The sequence below is a fragment of the Nonomuraea sp. NPDC048892 genome, assembly GCF_040649735.1.
GTDB lineage: Bacteria > Actinomycetota > Actinomycetes > Streptosporangiales > Streptosporangiaceae > Nonomuraea > Nonomuraea maheshkhaliensis.
On record NZ_JBEZFZ010000016.1, the window covers coordinates 185,864 to 207,219 of the forward strand.

Below are 21,356 nucleotides of genomic sequence, written 5' to 3' on the forward strand. Positions count from 1 at the left end.
GAGAGTCTCATTAATCAGGGGTCGTTATGAGGGTAATCATCATCGGCGCGGGCGTCGCGGGGCTCGCCCTGGCGCGCGGCCTGCTGAACGCGGGACACGAGGCCGAGGTGTACGAGGAGGCCCCCGAGCCGCGTACGGCCGGCGGCTCCGTCACGCTCTGGCCCGGCAGCACGGCCATCCTGGAGCGGCTCAAGGTCGACTGCTCGGGCGTCGGCCGCCGCCTGGAGACCCTGGAGTCGTGGGCCTCCGACGGGAGGCGGCTGCTCACCCTCGACCTCACCGTGGCCGAGCGCCGCTACGGCTACCCCGTCGTGCACGTGGCCCGCCACGAGCTGGTCGAGCTGCTCGCCGACGGCGTCCCGGTGACCTACGGTGCGCGGGCCGAGCACGTGACGCCCGAGCGGGCCGAGGCGCGCCTGTCCGACGGCCGCACGGTGCGCGGCGACGTGCTCGTGGGCGCCGACGGCCGCCGTTCGGTGGTGCGCGCCGCCCTGTGGGGGGAGGACTCCGCCACGCTGAGCCCGTTCGTGACCTGGCAGGGGTTCACCACGATGCCCACCGCGCTCACCGAGCTGCGCAGGGCGGTGATGATCGCGGGCGGCGCGGGGCTGTGCGGGCTGATCCCGGCGGGAAGGGGGCGGCTGCTGTGGTGGTTCGACGTACGGTCGGCGCCCGGCGGGCCGTTCTGGGCGGACGACGAGGACGTGGTGCCGCGGCTGCGCGAGCGCTTCGGCGGCTGGGCCGAGCCGGTGCCCGGCATCCTGGCCACGCTCACGGACGTCGACTTCTTCCCCCACCACCGGCAGCCGATCCGCGACGTCTGGGGCAGAGGTCCGACGACCCTGGCCGGTGATTCCGCCCACACCATGCCGCCGACCATGGCCCAGGGCGCCAACCAGGCCCTGGAGGACGCGTGGGTGCTCAGGGGGTCGATCGGGGACCTGCGGGCGTACGAGAAGGCCAGGTCAAGGGTGGTGCGCAGGCCCGCCAGGCTGGCCGGGACCGAGCTCACCGACATGCAGCGGCCGTTCGCGGGGCTGCTGCCCGACGGGCTCATGAGCGGCGTGTACGCGAGGCTGCTGCGCCGCTACAGCAACTACCTCTTGACAGCCCCCTGAGGCCGCCCGACTATGACGCATATAGAGCAACTCGGTGCGTAATACGCAACTAGGGGTGTCGGTTGACCACCACATCGAGCTTGATCTCCACGCTGCCAGGACGCTCCTACACCGACCCCGCGATCTTCGCGGACGAGCAGGCCAGGATCTTCGAAGATCTCTGGTTCTGCGCGGTCAGGGCCGACGACCTGCCGAAGCCGGGCGCGTTCAAGACCGTGCAGGTCGGCAGGGAGAACGTGATCGTGGTACGCGGGCGCGACCAGCGCTTACGTGCCTTCCTCAACGTCTGCCGGCACCGCGGCGCGCGCTTATGCGCCGAGGAGGCGGGCGAGGTCAAGCGGACGATCAGGTGCGCCTACCACGCCTGGTCCTACGACCTCGACGGCCGCCTGGCCGCCGCGCCCAACCTGGCCAAGATGCCCGACATCGACCGCGTCCAGTACGGCCTGTCACCCGTCCACCTGCGCGAATGGCTCGGGTACGCGTGGGTGTGCCTGGCTGCCGAGCCGCCCTCGTTCGAGGACGAGGTCATGTACGCCGCCACCGAACGCCTCGGCGACCCCGCCGCCATCGAGCGCTACCACGTCGAGGAGCTCGCGCTCGGCCGCCGCATCGTCTACGACGTCAAGGCCAACTGGAAGCTCCTCGTCGAGAACTTCATGGAGTGCTACCACTGCGCCACCATCCACCCCGAGCTGACCGCCGTGCTGCCCGAGTTCGCCGGCGGCTTCGCGGCGCAGTACTACGTCGGTCACGGCGCGGAGTTCGCCGCGCGGGCAGAGGGGTTCACCGTGGACGGCAGCCCGGGGTTCGGCAAGCTGCCCGACGTCGCCGAGGAGCAGGACCGGCGCTACTACGCGATCACCGTCAAGCCGCAGGTGTTCGTCAACCTGGTGCCCGACCACGTGATCCTGCACCGCATGATCCCCATGGCCGTGGACAGGACCGTGGTGGAGTGCGACTGGCTCTACCACCCGGACGTGATCGCCTCAGGGGCCGACCTGTCGCTGTCGGTCGAGCTGTTCCACCGGGTCAACGCGCAGGACTTCGACGCCTGTGAACGCACCCAGCCGGGCATGTCGTCACGGGCGTACAAGGAGGGCGGGGTGCTGGTGCCCAGTGAGCACCACATCTCGCTCTTCCATCAATGGGTGAACCAGCGTTTGCGCGGATAGCGCACGGTGAGACCGCCGTATTTCGCTCGCCCGGTGATCACCACCCGCAAGGCGCCGGGCCGTGGCCTGCTCGGCAGGCCGGAGGTGCTGACGCTGCCCCACTCACTGCTGAAACCGTCGACGTCCACCACGCCGCCCTCCGGCACGATGATCTTGCCGGAGCCGTAGGTGAGGTCGATCTCGATCTCCACGACGGGATGGGCGATGACGGCCTCGGACAGGTCGAGCTCGATGCTGCCGTATTTCGACGACACCCGCAGCCGGCGTGGGACGTTCCAGTCGCCGGAACGCTTGAGATTGCCGGTCTTCGACTCCAGCTCGACCACGTCGCCGGCCGCGGGCTGCTCGCTGGGCAGATCGTCGATCAGGCCCAGCAAGTCCGCGTACGTCTTCGCCGACAGCGCGATCTCCAGCCGGTCTTCGAGCTCCATCTGATTGAGGCGGCCTTCGGTGAACGCGCGCTGCAGCTGCTGTGCGGTGCGCTCCCGGTCCTCGTCGGACACTCTCATCTGCAATTCCGACATGTCCCGAGCATAAGGTCGAGCGGCTCAGAAGGGGAGCCGTCGCCCTGAAGGGGTACGGAGATCGAGGGAGGGGTAGGGGTTACGGACCGGACGGGGGCGGCGAACGAGCTGGACTCTCTTCACATCACTTTAGGTACCCCAATGGATTGCCGGGAATTCATCAACCTTGGGTAGCGTGGTTGGTGATGTCGGCGAAACCGTTCGCGCACCCGGCGCTCTTCTACCGGGGCGCACCCGAATACGTGGCCGCCACCACGGTTTTCGTCCGCGCGGGGCTGGCCGCGGGCGAGCCCGTGGCGGTCGCCGTGCCCGCCGCCAATCTCGCCCTGATCGAGACGGCGCTCGGGGCGGAGGCGGGCAAGGTGCTGCTGCTCGACATGACGGAGGCCGGGCGCAACCCGGGGCGGATCATCCCCGGCGTCCTGCGCGAGTTCGCCGACCGGCATCCCGGCCGGCACGTGCGCATCATCGGCGAGCCGATCTGGCCGGGCCGCAGCGCGGCGGAATATCCGGCCTGCGCCCAGCACGAGGCGCTGATCAACCTGGCGTTCAGCGGCCGGCGGGCCACCATCCTGTGCCCGTACGACCTCGACGGCCTCACCTCCGACGTGCTCGAAGAGGCGGCGCGCACCCATCCGGTGCTGCGCGACGCCTCCCGCGAATGGGACAGCGCCGACTACGCGCCCGAGCTGGTGATCGAGGGGCACAACCGGCCACTCGACGAACCCGAGACGTTCGTGTCGCTGCGCTTCGACAACGGCAACCTGTCGGCGGCGCGGAGCCTGGCCGCCCGCGAGGCCGCCGCGATGGGCTTCGGCGCCGACCGCCTCGACGACATCCGGCTGACGGTGGCCGAGCTGGGCGCCAACAGCCTCGACCACGGCGGCGGCGCGGGCACGCTGCGGGTGTGGGCCGAGGACGGCAGGCTGGTGTGCGAGGTCAGCGACGCGGGCCACATCACCGACCCGCTCGCGGGCCGCGAACCGGTCGATCCGCGCACCGCGGGCTCCCGCGGCCTGCTCATCGTCAACCTGCTCAGCGATCTCGTACGCGTGCACACCAGGGCCGGCGCCACCACGGTCCGCGTCTACTTCGACCCCGGCCGCCCCTGCCCGTAAGCGCCCGGCCGTCGAACGGGTCAGGGCAGCCGTCCCCACCCTGAGGGGGCAGGCCCTACTCGGGGTCACGTCCGCGCAGGTCAGCGGCCGGTCCCAGGGCGTACTCCGACCAAGGTATTAAGGGAACCTTCAGGGCCGGTTCGGGCCCATCTCCGATGTTCGCAAAAGCCGCGTTCCGCGAGCGTAAAAGACATGAAGGGATTGCTCGTCACGGGATTCGCGGCCATCGGCGCGGGAAGCGGCGCCATGCTCACCTTGCACGCGGGATCGAACCTGGACCCGCTGCACAGCGTGATCAGCGAGTACGTCTGGCAGTCGGCCGGCTGGCTGCTGCCCGCCTCGCTCACCCTGTTCGCCGTGGGCTCGGCGCTGATCGCCGAGGCACTGCGCCGCTCCGGGGCGAGCGGCTGGATCGTGGCCCTGTTGCTGCTGTGGGGGGCGAGCATGTTCCTGGTCGGAGCCTTCCCCACCGACAGGCCGGGCGTGCCGCTGTCGCTGTCGGGCGGCATCCACCGCTACGCCGCCTTCGCCGCCTTCCTGGTGATGCCGGCGGCGGGGATGCTGCTGGCCAGGGCGAAGATCCCGTACGCGAAGGCGCTGCGGATCCTCAGCGCGCTGGCCCTGGGCGCCCTGCTGCTGGTCGTGGTCCCGTACGTGGTGCGCATGTTCGGCATCCCGCTGAGCAACGACGACATCCCCGCCGGGCTCACCCAGCGGGTCGTGGTCGTCACCGAGCTCGGCGTGCTGGCGCTGGCCGGGCTGTCGCTGCTCAGGCCGCGGGCCCGGCGCGAGGTCGCGCCCGCACTGGCCTGACGATCAGCAGGCGTGAAAGCCGCCGTCCGGGATAGAGGTCAGGTTCCGAACCTCTTGTGGAGTGGCTGAAAATGACGATTCTGATCGCGTACGACGGTTCCGACGACGCCAAGGCCGCCATCGCCTTCGCCGGGCGGCAGTTCCCCGGGCGGCAGGCGGTCGTGCTGACGGTGTGGGAGCGGGTGGCGATGACCACGGCCCGCGCCTCGGCCGGGCTCATGATGACGTTCGACCAGACGGGCGCGGAGGACGAGGCGGTGGCCGAGGCGATGTCCGCGCTGGCCCGGCAGGGGGCGGAGCTGGCCAGGCAGGCGGGGCTGGACGCGGCGCCCCGGTGCGAGCCTGACTCCGTGGCCGTCTGGTCGACGATCGTGGACGTGGCCGACGAACTGGACGCCGACCTCATCGTGACCGGGACCAGAGGACTGGGCGGGGTGCGTTCACTGCTGCTGGGCAGCACCTCGGACCGGGTGCTGCACCACGCGCGCCGGCCGGTGCTGGTGGTGCCGGCCGCGGACAAGGACGACTGAGCGGGACGTTCATCCGGCGTTGGTGTGGATCTGTCGGTGGGATAGGGCAGAGTGGGTTCCTCCTGGCGGGAGGAGGCGAGGGACGATGCCGGAGGAGCTGGCGCGCCGGCTCGGCACCACCGACGCGGTGGTCGTGGGCCTGAGCGCGATGATCGGGGCCGGCGTGTTCGCCGCCTTCGCCCCCGCCGCCGCGGCCGCCGGCGAATGGCTGCTGGTCTCGCTCGCGCTGGCCGCCGTCGTCGCCTACTGCAACGCCACCTCCTCGGCCCGCCTGGCCGCCCTCTACCCCGAGTCCGGCGGCACCTACGTCTACGGCAGGCGCCGCCTCGGCCCCCTGTGGGGCTACCTCGCGGGCTGGGGCTTCACGGTCGGCAAGACCGCTTCCTGCGCGGCCATGGCGCTCACGTTCGGCGCCTACGTGCTGCCGGGGCGCGAACGGCCGGCCGCCGTCGCCGCGGTGGTCGTGCTGACGGTGCTCAACCTGTTCGGGGTGCGCCGCTCTGCCGGCCTGGCGCGGGCGATCGTGGTCTTCGTGCTGGCCGTGCTCGCCGGGGTGGTCGTGGCCGGGCTGGCGGGCGACGACGTGGTGAGCTGGTTCTCCTACACGCCGGAGCCGACGCTGGTCGAGCCGGGTTTATGGAGTGTGCTGCAGGCGGCCGGGCTGCTGTTCTTCGCCTTCGCCGGATACGCCAGGATCGCCACACTCGGCGAGGAGGTGCGCGATCCCGCCCGCACCATCCCCAGGGCCGTCGGCATCGCGCTGGCCATCACGCTCGTCGTCTACCTGCTGGTCGCCCTGGCCGCGCTGCGCGCGCTGAAGCCGGAGCTGCTGGCCAGGTCCGCGGCGCCACTGTCCGACCTGGTCAGGGAGGCCGGGTTCGGCTGGATGACGCCCGTCGTGACCGTCGGCGCGGCGGTGGCGGCGCTCGGTGCGCTGCTGGCGCTGCTGCTCGGCGTCTCCCGCACCGTGCTGGCCATGGCGCGCGAGCGCGACCTGCCCGGGGTGCTGGCCGCCGTGGACCCGGTGCGGCAGGTGCCGAGGCGGGCCGAGCTGGCGGTGGGCGCCGCGGTGATCGTGCTGCTGCTGGTGGCCGACCTGCGCGGGGCGATCGGGTTCTCCTCGTTCGGCGTGCTGGTCTACTACGCCGTCGCCAACGCCTCCGCGCTCACGCTCGGCCGCGAGGAGGGGGCGCCGCCGCGCGTCGTTCCCGTGCTGGGGCTGGTGCTGTGCCTGGTGCTGGCGGCCACGCTGCCGCTCACGTCGGTGCTGGCCGGGCTGGCGGTGTTCGCCGTGGGATGGGTGATCTACGCGGTGCGGCGACGGCGTACGATGTCCTCATGACGAACCGCGCGGTGATGATGACCCCCTAGGGGTCCCACCGCCACGTCCACGTTGAGGCCCTGCTAGCCGGGGCCTCTCGTCGTGTCCGGGGCCCCTCGGGAGGCATCCGATGTACATCACGACCACCATCCCCTACGTCAACGCCCGGCCCCACCTCGGCCACGCGCTCGAACTCGTCCAGGCCGACGTGCTGGCCAGGCACCACCGGCGGCGGGGTGAGCCGGTGCGGTTCCAGACCGGCACCGACGACAACTCGCTGAAGAACGTGCTGGCCGCGGAGGCGGCGGGCGTGCCGGTGCGCGAGCTGGTCGACAGGAACGCCGCCGCGTTCGAGGGCCTGCGCGGGCCGCTCGCCCTGTCGTTCGACTCCTTCATCAGGACCAGCACGCATCCGGGGCATCGCGACGGCGTCGAGCGCATCTGGCGGGAGACCGCACACGACCTCTACCAGCGCCACTACGAGGGGCTCTACTGCGTGGGCTGCGAGCAGTTCTACCCGGACGGGCCCTGTCCCGACGGGCACGAGGCGCCGCTGCAGCGCGTCTCCGAGCAGAACTGGTTCTTCCGGCTCTCGCGCTACCAGGACGAGCTGCTCGCCCTCATCAGCAGCGGGCGGCTGCGGATCGAGCCCGCCGCGCGCCGCAACGAGGTCCTGGCCTTCGTCGCGGCCGGACTCGACGACATCAGCGTCTCCCGCTCCGCCGCCCGGGCCAGGGGGTGGGGGATCCCGGTGCCCGGCGATCCGGCCCAGGTGGTGTACGTGTGGTGGGACGCGCTGGCCAACTACATCACCGCGCTGGACGGCGGCGGCACCAGGCCGGACGGCGGCGGGACCACGCTGGACGGTGGGGACTACGAGCGGTGGTGGGTGCGTGAGCCGCGCAAGGTGCATCTCGTGGGCAAGGGGGTGATCCGGTTCCACGCGGTGTACTGGCCGGCCATGCTGCTGTCCGCCGGGCGGCCGCTGCCCACGGCGATCTTCGTGCACGACTACCTCACGGCCGACGGCCGCAAGATCAGTAAGTCGTCGGGGAACGCCGCCGATCCGGCCGCCCTCGTGGCGGCGTACGGGACCGATGCGGTGCGGTGGTGGCTGCTGCGCGAGGTGCCGCGCGTGGGCGACGCCGACTTCACCGAGGCGCGCCTGGTCGCCAGGGCAGACGAGGACCTGGCCAACGGCCTGGGGAACCTGGTCAGCCGGGTCGCCACCATGGTCGTCCGCTTCCTGGACGGCCACGTACCCGACGAGGGAGAGCCGCTCGCGCGGGTGGACGGCGCGGTGGACGAGGCGCTGGCCGACTTCGACTTCCGCCGGGCGGCGCTCGCCGTGTGGACGCTCGTCGAGGAGGCCAACAAGTATGTCGAGCTGACCAGGCCCTGGCAGCAGTCCGGGCGGGAGCGGGAGACGTCGCTGGGCACGCTGGTGCGGACGTGCCGGGAACTGGCCGTACAGCTGGAGCCGTTCCTGCCGGGCGCGGCGGCGCGCGTGGCGGCGGCGGTCGGCGCCGACCGGCTGACCCGCCCCGACCCGCTCTTCCCCCGCCACGCCCGCCCGGCGGGCTGACATTGGCGAGGGCGTGCGGCGTGGCTGTTGACGGCGGGTCGGTGGGAGCTTAGTTTGGCGCACACCGACCAGCCGGTATGGAGGCGCGCATGTCCATGGTCGAGACCCTTCGCGGCCCCGTCGACGTCGGCGAGCTCGGGCAGACGCTGATGCACGAACACGTCTTCGTGACGGCCACCGAGCACCTGGAGAACTACGGCAGAGGCGCCTGGTGGGACGAGGAGCAGCGCGTCGCCGACGCCGTCACGAAGCTCCGCGCGGTGGCCGCCAAGGGCGTGCGCACGATCGTCGACCCGACGGTGTGGGGGCTCGGCCGGCACATCCCGCGCATTCTCCGCGTCTCCGAGCAGGTGCCCGGCCTCAACCTCATCGTGGCCACCGGCATCTACGTCTTCGAGGAGCTGCCCCACACCTACGCCTTCCGCGGCCCGGGCCTGATCATCGACCGCCCCGACCCGATGATCGACGACTTCGTCCGCGACCTGACCGAGGGCATCGCGGACACGGGCGTCAAGGCGGCCTTCCTCAAGTGCGCCGTGGACGCGCAGGGGCTGACGCCCGGCGTCGAGCGCATCTGCCGCTCCGTCGCGCAGGCCCACGTGCGTACGGGAGCGCCCATCACCGTGCACACCAACTCCACCGAGCGCACCGGGCTCCTCGCGCTCGACCTGTTCGCCAAGGAGGGCGTCGACCTGAGCAAAGTGGTCGTCGGGCACGCCGGTGACAGCAACGACCTCGACTACCTCATGCGCCTGGCCGACACCGGCGCGATCCTCGGCATGGACCGGTTCGGCCTCGACGTCTACAACCCGACGGCGCAGCGCGTGGCAACCATCGCCGCGCTGTGCGGGCGCGGCTACGCCGACCGCATGGTCCTCAGCCATGACGCGGCCTGCTTCATGGACTACTTCGGCGGTGACTGGGAGGAGACCCGCAGCACGCTCGCGCCGAACTGGCGCTACGATCACATTCACGACGACGTTTTGGCCGCACTGCTGGACTCGGGTGTGACCGATGGCCAGATTGAGCAGATGCTGGTGTTCAACCCGAAGCGCTACTTCTCGTAAAGTGGTCGGATCGGGAAAGCAACGCGGGTAGGTGGAGCTGGGTGACTTCGGAGCAGGCCTTGTCGATAAGCCTCGGGCTCCAGGGACCTTGCGTCATCGCGCGGCTGACGGGGGACTTCGACTTCGGGTCGGCGGCCGAGGTTCGCGATCGCGTCACCAAGGCGCTCGATCTCACCCAGCCCCCGATGCTGGTCATCGACATGCAGGCGGTGGCCGTCTGCGACTCATCGGGCCTTTCCGTCCTGGTCTACCTGCACAAGGCCGTCACCGCCTCGGGCGGCCGGCTGCTGCTGTCTGGGCTCAACGGCAGGTGCAAGCACCTGTTCGCGATCACCGCGCTGGACAAGTTCTTCGACATCCGCTCCACGGCCGAGCTGGCCATCGCCGAACTCAACGAAGAGGGGAATCCGCCGCCGTTTACCGGGTAGTGCCCGGGCATGTCGGCCGACGAGCCCGACCTGCTCGGCATGTACCTGGAGCAGATCGGCAAAATCCCTTTGCTCTCCGCCGCGGAGGAAGTCGACCTCGCCCGGCGGATCGAGGCAGGCCTGTACGCGGGCCATCTGATCGGGCGTGGTGAGGGCACGCCGGAACTCCACTGTGTCGCACGTGACGGGCGGCGCGCCAAGGACCTGCTGATCAGGTCCAACCTCCGGCTGGTCGTGGCCGCCGCCAGGCGCTACTCCTACCGGGGGCTGCCGTTGCCGGACGTCATCCAGGAGGGGAACCTCGGCCTCATCAGGGCCGTGGAGAAGTTCGACTACACGCGGGGATACAAGTTCTCCACGTACGGGATGTGGTGGATCCGCCAGGCGATCGAGCGCGGCATCCACGACAAGAGCCGTACGGTGCGGCTGCCCATCCACATGGCGGAGGAGCTGTCGCGGCTGGTCAGGGTCGAGCGGCGGCTGGCCGCCGAGCTGGGCCGCGAGCCGACCGAGGCGGAGCTGGGCGCGGTGGCCGAGCGGTCGCCGGCCCAGGTGGCGGCGTTGCGCCGGCTCGGCCAGGAGACCGTCAGCCTCGACCTGCCTGTGGGGGAGCACGGCGACAGCCGGATCGGCGACATGATCGCCGACGAGGAGGGGCCGCAGGTGCAGGAGCTCGCCGAGCGCCGCGCGCTCGGCGCGGAGCTGCGCGCGCTGGTCACGACGCTGCCGCCGCGCGAGGCGTTCGTGATCAGCTGCCGGTACGGCCTGGCCGGGCAGGAGGCCCAGAGCTGCACCCAGATCGCCGAGCGGCTCGGCCTGACCAGGGAGCGGGTTCGTCAGCTGGAGAAACAGGCGTTACGGCGGCTCAGGGAAGGGAGTCCGCTGCTGGCGTGGGCCTCCTGAGGCGGCGGATACTTGTGCGCATAAAGCCGATATAAGCGGATAACCGTTCGATATCGAATCTTGCGCGTCGTGCACTATTTTACTCGAGCGCCTGATAGTAGTCGAAGGGACACGGGTCGCTGCCAAGAGGGGGAAGCGGCCGTTTCGACTCTGGGGGCACAATGTTCCAGCGCCTCGCCGGCGCGGCCTTAGTGGCCGCTGCCGCGACATCGCTCATGGCCACACCCGCCGGCGCGTCCACCACCGCATCGACCACCGCTGCGTCGTTCACACCGGTGTCCGTCTCGGCCTCGGCGGCGGGGACCGCCACGACGGCGGCACGTCAGCTGATCCGCACCAAGGTCTATTTCGGCAGATGCAAGGACACGTGCCGGATCAACGTCCGGATCACGAACATCTCTCGCACGTACCTCTACCGCGTCAAGCTCAACGCCCGGCTCAGCGTCAACGGCAGGTCTGTCGGCAGCTGCTACGACTATGTCGGCACCATCAAACCGCGCAAGGTCCGCTACGCCGCCTGCACCGTCCGTACGAGGGCGCTGTCGCAGAAGTGGAACAACTACCTGGACGGCTGGGCCAGCTTCAACCGCTACGCCAGGACCAGCGTCGCCTACCGCTACTACCGCTGAGAGAGTGTGGGGGCCGGCCGGCGACGGCCGGGCCCCCAAGTGCTCACGCGGTGACGAGGAGCGCTACCCCGATCAGCACCACGACCGGGACGACCCACATCACGGCCTCGACAGCGAACTCCTTGTACATCGCGGAAGTCTCCTTCAAGGGTGAGGGCGGCATACGTCATTGCGCAGCATAGCCGCCCGCGCCCCGTGTCCGGTCCAGGGCTCAGGCCGTGACGGCGCCGTCGGAGGCGGAGGCGACACTGGCCACGTACTTGGTCAGCACGCCGCGCTCGACCGGCCGCTCGGGACGCTGCCAGGTGGCGCGGCGCGCGGCAAGTTCCTCCTCGGGGACGAGCAGGTCCAGCGTGCCGGCGGCACTGTCGATCACGACCGTGTCGCCGTCGTGGACCAGCGCGATCGGCCCGCCGTGGTACGCCTCGGGCGCCACGTGCCCGATGACCAGCCCGTGCGAGACCCCGCTGAAGCGGCCGTCGGTGACCAGGGCGACCGAGGTGCCGAGCCCGCGTCCCACGAGCGGGCCGGTGATCGACAACATCTCACGCATGCCGGGCCCGCCCGCCGGGCCCTCGTACCGGACCACGATGACGTCGCCGGCCACGATCCGCCCCTGCTGGATGGCGGTGTAGCAGTCGGCTTCGGAGTCGAAGACCCGGGCCGGGCCCTCGTGGCGGAAGTCGTCCTTGCCGCCCAGCTTGAGCACGCAGCCGCCCGGGGCCAGCGAGCCGCGCAGGATGGCCAGCGCGCCGCGCGGCTTGAACGGCCGGTCGGCCCCCGCCACCACGGTCTGGCCCGGGGTCTCGTGGGCGTCGGCGGCGACCTCGGCGAGGGTGCGGCCGTCGACGAGGGTGACGTTCTCGCGCAGCAGCCCCGCCTCCAGCAGGCGGCGGACCACCAGGGAGGTGCCGCCGGCCCGCCACAGGTCCAGCGCCGTGGCGTCGCCGCCGCTGGGCTTGAGGCCGGTGATGATCGGGACCTGGCGGCAGACCTCACCGATCCGGTCGATCTCCAGCGGCAGCCCGGCCTCGCGGGCGATGGCCAGCAGGTGCAGGACGGCGTTCGTGGAGCCGCCCATGGCGGCCACCGACACGATCGCGTTGTGCAGCGCGTCGGCGGTCACCACCTTGGAGGGGCGGGCGTCGGCGGCCAGCGCGCGCATGGCGATCTCGCCCACGCGGCGGGCGGCGGCGCCCTTGTCGGGGACGGTGGCCGGGATGTCGCCGATCCCGAACGGGGCCAGGCCGAGGAAGTCGGCGACGGTGCCCATGGTGTTGGCGGTGTACTGGGCGGCGCAGGTGCCCGCACCCGGGCAGGCGTGCTTGGCCAGGTCGTCGAGGTCGGCCTGGCTCATCCGGCCGACCTCGCGCTCGCCGAGCGCCTCCCACATGTCCTGGATGGTGACGTCCTTTCCGCGCCAGCGGCCCGGCAGCATGCTGCCGCTGTAGAGGATCACCGAGGGCACGTCCAGCCTGGCCAGCGCCATGATCGCGGCCGGTACGGTCTTGTCGCAGCCGACGATGGCCACCAGCGCGTCGAAGCCGTGCGCGCGGCCCATCAGCTCGATGGAGTCGGCGATGACCTCGCGGCTGATCAGCGAGGCACGCATGCCGGGGGTGTGCATGGTGAGGTTGTCGGAGACGGCGATCGTGTTGAACTCCATGGGCAGCCCGCCCGCCGCGCGCACGCCCTCGGCCACCTGGACGGCCAGGTCGCGGTGGTTCAGGTTGCACGGCATCGTGCCGGTCCAGGTGGAGGCGATGCCGACCACGGGCCGGCGCATCTCCTCCTCCGACAGGCCCATGGCGTACAGGTGGGATCGGGCCGGTGCGCGGTCGGGATCGTCGGCGATGCTCAAGGGAAACCTCCGATGTTCGGTTCGCTGCCTCCCATGATCCTGCGCCCGCCTTCACCGGTGGACCCCGGCCCCCTCACTGCTCGCGCAGACCCCATGGTGAGCCGTACTCGACCAGCAGATCCAGGTACGGCTCCGGCTCGAACGCCTCGGGCCCCAGCACGCCCGCGCCCTTCCAGACGCCCGTGGCCATCAGCTCCAGCGCGATCACCGGGTTGACCGCGGTCTGCCAGACCACCGCCTGGGAGCCGTACTCGCGCATCGACCACTCGTTGTCGACCACGTGATAGAGGTACACCTCGCGCGCCCGGCCGTCCTTGACGCCCTTCACCCAGGTGCCGGCGCACGTCTTGCCGTGCATGCGCTCGCCGAGCGCGGCCGGGTCGGGCAGCACGGCGGCGACCACGTCGCGCGGTGACACCCGAGCCTCGCCGCGGTCGGTCATGACGGCGACCGGCTCGGTGCGGTCCACGCCCAGCGCGTGCAGGGTCTTGAGCGTGCCGATGAACTCCTCGCCGAGGCCGTACTTGAAGGTCACCCGCTGGGCCGGGATCCACCGCGGCACCAGCACGACCTCCTCGTGCTCGACGTTCACGCACTCCACCGGGCCGATCCCGTCCGGGAAGTCGAAGATCTCGGGCTCGCTGAACGGCTCCGTGGTGTACCAGCCGCGCTCCTTCTCGTAGACGAGCGGCGGGTTGAGGCACTCCTCGATCGTGGTCCAGATGGAGAAGGAGGGGGCGAAGTCGTAGCCGTCGACGGTCAGGTTGCCGCCGTCCCTGATGCCGATCTCCTCGATCTCGTCGAACAGCTCGTCGGCGGCGTAGCGGGCGAAGACGTCGGCCAGGCCGGGCTCCACGCCCATGCCGACCAGCGCCAGCCGGTCCCGCTCGGCCCATTCGGCGGCGCGGGCGAACTGCTCGTCGCCGAGCTTGACGCCCACCTCCTCGTACGGGCGGTCGGGGTGCGGCCTGGACATCGACATGGCCATGTCGAGGTAGTCGACCCCGGCGGCCAGCGCCGCCTCGAACAGGGGCAGCACGAAACGCGGGTCGGTGGCGTTGAGCAGCACGTCGCAGCGGTGCTCGGCCAGCAGCGCGGTGACGGCGCGCGCGTCGGCGGCGTCCACCTTGGCCGCGGTGAACCTTTCGGCCCGGTCGCCGAGCGCGGCCACGGCGGCCTTGGCGCGGGGCAGGTCGTAGTCGGCGACCACCATGTGGTCGAAGAAGGGGCGGCGGGCGGCGATCCGGGTGATGGCGGTTCCCACGCCGCCGGCTCCAACGAGGAGGATACGCATGACGATAAATCCCCTTTTGAGATGATTTTTCGGGGTGTGCTGACCATCCAACGGCCGTAGGCTGTTCAACGTCAATGGTGTTGGCATAAGGAGGGGCCTTCATGGCCAAGCGAGTGGTGCCGGAGGCGGCCCGCAGGCGGCGCCGTCCCACCAAGCGGGGGCAGGTGCTGACGCACGCGCTGATCGTCGAGACCGCGCTGCGGATGTTGCGCGAGCACGGTGCCGACGGGCTGAGCGCCCGCCGGCTCGGCCTCGCGCTCGGTGCCGACGCCAGCACCGTCTACCGGTACTTCCGCGGCATGGACGATCTGATCCTGGCCATCGCGGACGAGCTGTTCCGCCAGGCCATGGAGGACTGGCGGGCCACCGGCGACTGGCGGGCCGACCTGCGCGACCTCGGCCTGCGCATCCACCACGCCTACCTGGCCCATCCGCAGGCCGCCGTGCTGACCGCCAGCCGGGTCACCGGCCGGACCAACGAGGTGGCCGGCGACGAGACGATCCTCGGCATCGTGCGCGGGGCCGGCTTTCGCGACGCGGACGCGGTCCGGATTTATCACGCTTTCATCGACCAGAGCCTGGCCTTCGCCATCCTCGACGCCGCCACCCTGGCCCTGCCGAAGGCGGCCCGGGAAGCCGATGAGGAGGTGTGGCGCGACACGTACGCCCACCTGCCCGCCAGTACCCACCCCAACATCGCGGCCACCGCGCCGCTGCTGGTGGCAACGATGAACGACAGCGCGTACCCGACGGCACTGGACATGCTGTTGTCCAGCGCGTCCGCCCAGCTCACGGGGTAGATGCCCGGGTATGCCGGAAGGACACCTCATCCACCGTTACGCCGACGCCCAGGACGCCGACCTCGCCGGACGGGTCGTGCACGCGTCCGGCCCTCAGGGCCGCTTCGACGCGCGCCCCTACGACGGACGGACGGTGACGAGCGTGGAGGCCGTGGGCAAACACCTCCTGTACCACTTCGACGACGACGAGCACGAAGACCCGAACCCGAACCCGAACCCGGACTCGGGGATGGCGATCCACGTCCCCCTGGCGATCCACGTCCACCTGGGGATGCGCGGCATCTTCCTGCGCTACGACGACCCGGCCACCGAACCCCGGGCCGGCACCCGGCTGCGGCTGGCGACGGACGAGGTGGCGTACGACCTCATCGCCCCCTCCCGCTGCGAACCCCTCGACGCGCACGCCGTGGCGGCACTGCGCGCCTCGCTCGGCCCCGACCCGCTGCGCGCGGACGCCTCTTCCGGCGAGGCGGTGCGGCGGCTGACCGCGTTCAAGGGACCGGTCGGGGCGGCCGTGCTCGACCAGAGCGTGTGGGCCGGCATCGGCAACGCCTGGCGAGCCGAACTGCTCTACCTGACCGGCCTGCACCCGAGCCGGCGCGACGTGGACGAACCGGCGGCCCTGCGCCTGTGGCAGACGGCGGTGAAGCACCTCGCCATAGGACGCGACGCCGGTCAGGTGATCAGCGACCCGACAGCGCCCGACGAACGCTGGGTCTACAAACGCGAACGCTGCCGGCGCTGCGGCACCCCCGTCGAGACCTGGCCCCTGGCCTCCAGAACCGCCTACGCGTGCCCAGCCGAACAGAGCAGGTAGCCTGAGACGAGGAGTAACATGAAGCTCACTTCTCGTAACAACCTGCTGGACATCCGCCGCATCTACGTCGAGCCCGCCGCCGCCGAGCTGCCGCGCGGGCAGGAGATCCTGGCCCGATACTCTGCCGCCGAACGTGTCGAGATCGAGAGCCACCACCGCATCCCCGAGCTCTACGGCGACGAGACCAACGTGGCGCGCTGGGTGCGGATCAAGACCGAGGCGCTCGTGCTCGGGGTCAAGAAGTCGCTGACGGCCCGGCCCAACGGCCGCTCGGCCGACTTCATCGCCCCCTCGACCGCCAACGGATGCGCCATGGCCTGCGCCTACTGCTACGTGCCCAGGCGCAAGGGCTACAGCAATCCGATCACGGTCTTCGCCAACATCGAGCAGATCCTCGGCTACGTACGCCGCCACGCCGGCCGCCAGGGGCCCAAGACCGAGCCCAACCAGGTGGACCCGCACGCCTGGGTCTACGACATCGGCGAGAACTCCGACTGCTCCCTCGACGCCACCGTCTCGCGCAACGTCCGCGACCTCGTGGAGCTCTTCCGCGACCTGCCCGAGGCCAAGGCCAGCTTCGCCACCAAATGCGTCAACCCGGAGCTCTTGGACTGGGACCCGCGCGGCCGCACCCGGATTCGGTTCAGCCTCATGCCCGCCGCCGACTCCAAGCTGCTCGACATTCGCACCTCCCCGATCGCCGACCGGATCGCCGCGATCTCCGACTTCGTCGCCGCCGGCTACGAGGTACACGTCAACTTCAGCCCTGTGGTCGTACGGGACGGCTGGCTGGAGTCGTGGGCCGACCTGTTCACCCAGCTGGACGACGGGCTGAGCCCGCAAGCCCGGGAACAACTGGCCGCCGAAGTGATCTTCCTGACCCACAACGACCGACTGCACGAGGTCAACCTGGGCTGGCACCCCAAGGCCGAGGAGGTGCTCTGGCGCCCGGACCTGCAGCAGGCCAAACGCTCGCAGACAGGCGGCTGGAACGTCCGCTACCGCACCGGCCACAAGGGCCGCTACGTCAACGCCCTCACGGACCTCCTGGGGACCCGCCTCCCGTACTGCCGCATCCGCTACGCCTTCTGACCCTGACGACGACGTCGCGCCGTCGGGGTACCGAGGTCGTAGGGACGCCTATTCGGGGAGGTTCTGCTGGGCGAGGCGTTTGCCCAGGCCGGCCAAGGAGGCGTCGGCCATGAGGACGGGCAGGCGGGGTGCGTCCTCGTCGATCTGGCGCAGCACGGCCGGCTGGTCGCCGCAGTGCCGGGTCCACGCCCTGACGACCTCCGGCATGGCCTCGATCGCCTCCTGCGACAGGATCGCCTCTCTGGGCAGCCACGACGTCAGGAACTGCCGCACCCTTCCCGGACTCCACCACAGCGGCCGATCCCCGACGAACTCGGTCAGCTTCCCGAACGCCTCCTCGGCCCCCGGCAAGTCCGGCAGGTCCTGGAACGCGGCCATGGCACCGTCGGGAGCGCCACCCCGTACGAGACCGGGCACGGACCGGGCGCGGGCCACCGCCAGCGGCCGGATCGCCGGCAACGTCTCCGCCACCTCCGCGCCCATGAGCCGATCACCCAGCTCGAACGCGTCCAGGATCCGGCCCGCCACCACCCCCGGCTCCGCCTCCCGCAGGCCCAGATCGTCGAGGAACTTCAACTCCTCCACCAGCGCGTCCACGGCCAGGCCACCGTGGGGCTGGTCGATGCCGGTGACCAGGATGTGGGGCTCTTTGCCGTTCTCGTAACGGAAGGCCAGGACCGCGAGAACCTGCTCACCGTAGGGATCGGCCTTGCCGTACCAGGCGCCCTCGCAGGTCACGCGCCCCATCCGCCGCACCCACCCGGGCAGCTCACCGCCACCCTCGCCGCTGTCTTCGACGGGAGTCTCGCCCGGATGATCGAGCACCGCCATGGCCGCCACCGCGAGACGCGCCTCCAGGCGACCGTCCTCCGCTGCTCGCCGCGCGAACGCCTCCGCCTCCCCGGCCTCCTCCAACTCGGCCATGAGCCTGGCCGCCCAGAGCTCGGTGCGCAGGGGAGAACGCCACCTGAGCAGGTCGCGGGCCTGAGTGATCGCCGTGTCGAACGCAGTCGTGCTCACCCTTGCACCGTACCGCCCATCCTCACCGCCCCAGCGGACGCACGGGGCCCTCCCGGCAGGGTTGAGCGCAGTTGATCACGCGTCTCCGACCGACCTCCCACTCCTCCGGAGGAAGGGCCAGCACTCCGGGCAGTGCGTGCTCGTCTGCACATATCCGGCTGGCTCTGCGCCGACCTGAGCGATTGAGCGACACAGGCCACCCCATCCACCGGTCCTGGGCAGATGGGCCGGTGGCTGGCCGCTATGTCGGCTGGCTGGGCCCGTTACTTCTTCGCCGGGCCAGCGTGATGGGGCGGGGGCCGGTGGGTGCGCCGGCTGACTGGGGTGGGTGGGCTGCCCCTCTGTAGTCGGCTCAGGCACCCAGGGCGACCAGGCGGGAGCCAGCCGGTCGGTGCGTCGGCTGGGCGAGGGGGCGAGTGGCGCCCGTCGCCTATCGGCCGGATCGTGGTGCTGGGGTGGTAGCTGCTCGGTGTGCCGGCTGGCTGGGTCGGTGGTGAGACGTGCCGTTCCTGCGCCGGGCGGCCAGGGCGGTGGTGGGTCCATGCGTTGGCCGGCTGGGGTGGGTGGCGTGCGCCGCTTTCCCTCTGACCAGGGTGGCGGTGCTCGCTGGCTGCTGCCACGGCTGGTCAGGGGTGGGTGGCGCGTGCCCGGCGGCTCAGTTCGGCCGGCGGGCACGCGCGTGCTGTGTTGGGCTGTGGCTGTTAGCGGTTGTCGCCGCCCAGGCCCGCCTTTCGGAGGGCTTCGGCCATGGCGCCGGTCGGGGCCGGGCGGTCCTGGCGGCGCGGGCCGTCGCCGCGGCCTCGCCCGCCGTCGCCGCGACCCCGGCCGCCGCCGTCGCCTCGCTGGTCGCCACGACCGCGGCCACCATCACGGCCACCATCACGGCCACCATCACGGCCACCATCACGGCCACCATCACGGCCACGGTCACGGCCGCTGTCGCCTCGTCCGCCGCCACCGTCGCCGCGGCCGCGTCCGCCGTCTCGGCCGCCGCCTTCACCGCGCCCACCGTCTCGACCACCCTGGCTGCGGCCCCCGTCGCCGCGGCTCTCGGGACCGTCGCCGCCTCGGCGGGCTCCCGAGCCCCTGCGCGAGCCGTCGCCGCCGCCCTGGGCGGTGGTCTCGTCTTCCAGGCGCAGGGTCAGGGAGATGCGCTTGCGCGGGATGTCCACGTCGAGGACCTTGACGCGGACGATGTCGCCGGGCTTCACCACGTCACGCGGGTCCTTGACGTAGTTGCGCGACATGGCCGACACGTGAACGAGCCCGTCCTGGTGCACGCCGATGTCGACGAACGCGCCGAAGGCCGCGACGTTGGTGACGACGCCCTCCAGGATCATGCCGGAGGCCAGGTCGGAGATCTTCTCGACGCCCTCCTTGAAGGTGGCCGTCTTGAAGGCGGGACGCGGGTCGCGGCCGGGCTTCTCCAGCTCGCGCAGGATGTCGGTGACCGTCGGCAGGCCGAACTTGTCGTCGGTGAACTCGTCGGGCTTGAGCGAGCGCAGCGCCGCCGTGTTGCCGATCAGCGACTTGAGGTCGGTCTTGGCCGAGGTCAGGATGCGCCGCACCACGGGGTAGGACTCGGGGTGCACGCTGGAGACGTCGAGCGGGTCGTCGCCGCCCGGGATGCGCAGGAAGCCCGCGCACTGCTCGAACGCCTTGGGCCCGAGCCGGGGCACGTTCTTCAGCGCCGAACGGGTGCGGAAGGGGCCGTTGGAGTCGCGGTGGCGCACGATGCTCTCGGCGAGCGTGGCGCCGATGCCCGACACGCGGGTGAGCAGGGGCGGCGAGGCCGTGTTGACGTCGACGCCCACCGCGTTGACGCAGTCTTCGACCACCGCGTCGAGCGAGCGGGACAGCTTGGACTCGGCCAGGTCGTGCTGGTATTGGCCGACGCCGATCGACTTGGGGTCGATCTTGACCAGCTCGGCCAGCGGGTCCTGGAGCCGGCGCGCGATGGAGACCGCGCCGCGCAGCGACACGTCGAGCTCGGGCAGCTCCTGCGAGGCGTAGGCCGAGGCGGAGTAGACCGAGGCGCCCGCCTCGGAGACCACGATCTTGGTGAGCCCGGGCATGTGCTTGACCAGCTCGCCGGCCAGCTTGTCGGTCTCGCGGGAGGCGGTGCCGTTGCCGATGGCGATCAGCTCGACGCCGTGGCGCTGGGCGAGCGCGCCCAGCGCCGCCAGCGACTGGTCCCACTGCCGCTTGGGCTCGTGGGGGTAGATGGTGGCGGTCTCGACGACCTTGCCGGTGGCGTCGACGACGGCGACCTTCACGCCCGTACGCAGACCGGGGTCGAGCCCCATCGTGGGCCGGGTGCCGGCCGGAGCGGCGAGCAGCAGGTCGCGCAGGTTGGCCGCGAACACCCGTACCGCCTCGTCCTCGGCCGCCTGCCACAGCCGCATCCGCAGGTCGATGCCGAGGTGGACGAGGATGCGGGTGCGCCAGGCCCAGCGCACGGTCTCGCTCAGCCACTTGTCGGCGGGCCTGCCCTGGTCGGAGACGCCGAACCGGGAGGCGATGCGCAGCTCGTAGTCGGGGCTGTCGTCGGGCTCCAGGGTGACGGAGAGGATCTCCTCCTTCTCGCCCCTGAACATGGCCAGGATCCGGTGGGAAGGCAGCTTCGTGAACGGCTCGCCGAACTCGAAGTAGTCGGAGAACTTGGCCCCCGCCTCCTCCTTGCCCTCGCGCACCTTCGACACCAGCCGGCCACGGGTCCACAGCTGCTCGCGCAGGCCGCCGATGAGGTCGGCGTCCTCGGCGAAGCGCTCGATCAGGATCGCCCTGGCCCCTTCGAGCGCCGCGCTCTCGTCGGCGACGCCTTCGGCGATGAAGCCCTTGGCGGTCGTCGCCGGGTCGAGCGTGGGATCGGCGAGGAGCTGGTCGGCCAGCGGCTCAAGGCCCAGCTCGCGGGCGATCTGCGCCTTGGTGCGGCGCTTGGGCTTGTAGGGCAGGTAGATGTCCTCAAGCCTGGCCTTGGTCTCGGCCGCCATGATCTGCTCGCGCAGCTCGTCGTCGAGCTTGCCCTGGGACTCGATGGACTCCAGGATCGCCGTCCTGCGCTCCTCCAGCTCGCGCAGGTAACGCAACCGCTCCTCCAGCGTGCGCAGCTGCGCGTCGTCGAGGGCGCCGGTGGCCTCTTTGCGGTATCGCGCGATGAAGGGCACGGTCGCGCCGCCGTCGAGCAGCTCGACCGTGGCCTGAACCTGCCCGTCGCGTACGCCGAGCTCGGCCGCGATCCGCTGGGAAATAGAGAGCACT

The 21,356-nt window shown here is 71.1% G+C and carries 19 protein-coding genes; 14 read left to right on the forward strand and 5 right to left on the reverse strand.

The window, feature by feature from the left end:
* Positions 1–26 precede the first annotated feature (26 nt).
* Both AB0C28_RS38745 and AB0C28_RS38750 read left to right on the forward strand, forming a co-directional pair.
* Positions 27–1,118: an NAD(P)/FAD-dependent oxidoreductase gene (locus AB0C28_RS38745; RefSeq protein ID WP_358080389.1), complete on the forward strand. Its 1,092-nt coding sequence runs from the start codon at positions 27–29 to the stop codon at positions 1,116–1,118.
* Positions 1,119–1,180: 62 nt separating this feature from the next.
* On the forward strand, positions 1,181–2,293 hold the full coding sequence (locus tag AB0C28_RS38750; protein ID WP_357848003.1) for an aromatic ring-hydroxylating dioxygenase subunit alpha: 1,113 nt from the start codon (positions 1,181–1,183) through the stop codon (positions 2,291–2,293).
* Here AB0C28_RS38750 and AB0C28_RS38755 read toward each other — a convergent pair.
* Entirely contained in the window at positions 2,263–2,817 is a 555-nt protein-coding gene (locus AB0C28_RS38755) for a DUF1707 domain-containing protein (protein WP_357848001.1), read from the reverse strand. The two genes, AB0C28_RS38750 and AB0C28_RS38755, sit on opposite strands and share 31 nt — an antisense overlap.
* A gap of 185 nt (positions 2,818–3,002) precedes the next feature.
* Here AB0C28_RS38755 and AB0C28_RS38760 point away from each other — a divergent pair, with 185 nt between their 5' ends.
* The 9 genes from AB0C28_RS38760 (at position 3,003) to AB0C28_RS38800 (ending at position 11,211) form a co-directional block, all read left to right on the forward strand.
* Positions 3,003–3,935, forward strand: a complete 933-nt coding sequence (locus AB0C28_RS38760) for a sensor histidine kinase (protein ID WP_357847999.1) — start codon at positions 3,003–3,005, stop codon at positions 3,933–3,935.
* A gap of 192 nt (positions 3,936–4,127) precedes the next feature.
* Positions 4,128–4,748 carry a DUF998 domain-containing protein gene (locus tag AB0C28_RS38765; protein WP_346113099.1) on the forward strand — a complete coding sequence of 207 codons (621 nt, stop codon included), beginning with the start codon at positions 4,128–4,130 and terminating at the stop codon, positions 4,746–4,748.
* Positions 4,749–4,819: 71 nt separating this feature from the next.
* Positions 4,820–5,278 (forward strand): universal stress protein, encoded by a 459-nt coding sequence (locus AB0C28_RS38770; RefSeq protein ID WP_346113100.1) that lies wholly within the window; start codon positions 4,820–4,822, stop codon positions 5,276–5,278.
* A gap of 85 nt (positions 5,279–5,363) precedes the next feature.
* Positions 5,364–6,620 (forward strand): APC family permease, encoded by a 1,257-nt coding sequence (locus tag AB0C28_RS38775; protein WP_357847996.1) that lies wholly within the window; start codon positions 5,364–5,366, stop codon positions 6,618–6,620.
* Positions 6,621–6,729: 109 nt separating this feature from the next.
* Positions 6,730–8,184 (forward strand): methionine--tRNA ligase, encoded by a 1,455-nt coding sequence (locus AB0C28_RS38780; RefSeq protein ID WP_358080390.1) that lies wholly within the window; start codon positions 6,730–6,732, stop codon positions 8,182–8,184.
* Between the two features lie 89 nt (positions 8,185–8,273).
* Positions 8,274–9,251, forward strand: a complete 978-nt coding sequence (locus AB0C28_RS38785; RefSeq protein WP_357847992.1) for a phosphotriesterase-related protein — start codon at positions 8,274–8,276, stop codon at positions 9,249–9,251.
* Positions 9,252–9,292: 41 nt separating this feature from the next.
* Positions 9,293–9,679: an STAS domain-containing protein gene (locus AB0C28_RS38790; protein WP_106249128.1), complete on the forward strand. Its 387-nt coding sequence runs from the start codon at positions 9,293–9,295 to the stop codon at positions 9,677–9,679.
* 9 nt (positions 9,680–9,688) lie between these two features.
* Entirely contained in the window at positions 9,689–10,582 is an 894-nt protein-coding gene (locus AB0C28_RS38795) for a sigma-70 family RNA polymerase sigma factor (RefSeq protein ID WP_357847990.1), read from the forward strand.
* Between the two features lie 215 nt (positions 10,583–10,797).
* Positions 10,798–11,211, forward strand: a complete 414-nt coding sequence (locus tag AB0C28_RS38800) for a hypothetical protein (RefSeq protein WP_357847989.1) — start codon at positions 10,798–10,800, stop codon at positions 11,209–11,211.
* 211 nt (positions 11,212–11,422) lie between these two features.
* Here the strand turns inward: AB0C28_RS38800 and AB0C28_RS38805 are convergent, their stop codons facing one another.
* Positions 11,423–13,072: a dihydroxy-acid dehydratase gene (locus AB0C28_RS38805; protein WP_358080391.1), complete on the reverse strand. Its 1,650-nt coding sequence runs from the start codon at positions 13,070–13,072 to the stop codon at positions 11,423–11,425.
* A gap of 73 nt (positions 13,073–13,145) precedes the next feature.
* Entirely contained in the window at positions 13,146–14,366 is a 1,221-nt protein-coding gene (locus tag AB0C28_RS38810; protein WP_357847984.1) for a saccharopine dehydrogenase C-terminal domain-containing protein, read from the reverse strand.
* Positions 14,367–14,467: 101 nt separating this feature from the next.
* Here AB0C28_RS38810 and AB0C28_RS38815 point away from each other — a divergent pair, with 101 nt between their 5' ends.
* Genes AB0C28_RS38815 through AB0C28_RS38825 form a run of 3 tightly spaced genes read left to right on the forward strand, consistent with a single transcriptional unit; the run spans position 14,468 to position 17,075 of the window.
* Complete coding sequence (locus AB0C28_RS38815) at positions 14,468–15,166, forward strand: TetR/AcrR family transcriptional regulator (RefSeq protein ID WP_357847982.1); 699 nt, start codon at positions 14,468–14,470, stop codon at positions 15,164–15,166.
* A gap of 10 nt (positions 15,167–15,176) precedes the next feature.
* Positions 15,177–15,983, forward strand: coding sequence for a DNA-formamidopyrimidine glycosylase family protein (locus AB0C28_RS38820; RefSeq protein WP_358080392.1), 807 nt, complete (start codon positions 15,177–15,179; stop codon positions 15,981–15,983).
* Between the two features lie 18 nt (positions 15,984–16,001).
* A complete protein-coding gene (locus AB0C28_RS38825) occupies positions 16,002–17,075 on the forward strand; it encodes a spore photoproduct lyase family protein (RefSeq protein WP_358080393.1) in 1,074 nt (357 codons plus the stop codon).
* 48 nt (positions 17,076–17,123) lie between these two features.
* Here AB0C28_RS38825 and AB0C28_RS38830 read toward each other — a convergent pair whose 3' ends face one another.
* Positions 17,124–18,095 carry a hypothetical protein gene (locus AB0C28_RS38830; protein WP_358080394.1) on the reverse strand — a complete coding sequence of 324 codons (972 nt, stop codon included), beginning with the start codon at positions 18,093–18,095 and terminating at the stop codon, positions 17,124–17,126.
* 701 nt (positions 18,096–18,796) lie between these two features.
* Positions 18,797–21,355, reverse strand: a complete 2,559-nt coding sequence (locus AB0C28_RS38835) for a Tex family protein (protein WP_358080395.1) — start codon at positions 21,353–21,355, stop codon at positions 18,797–18,799.
* Position 21,356: the final 1 nt, after the last annotated feature.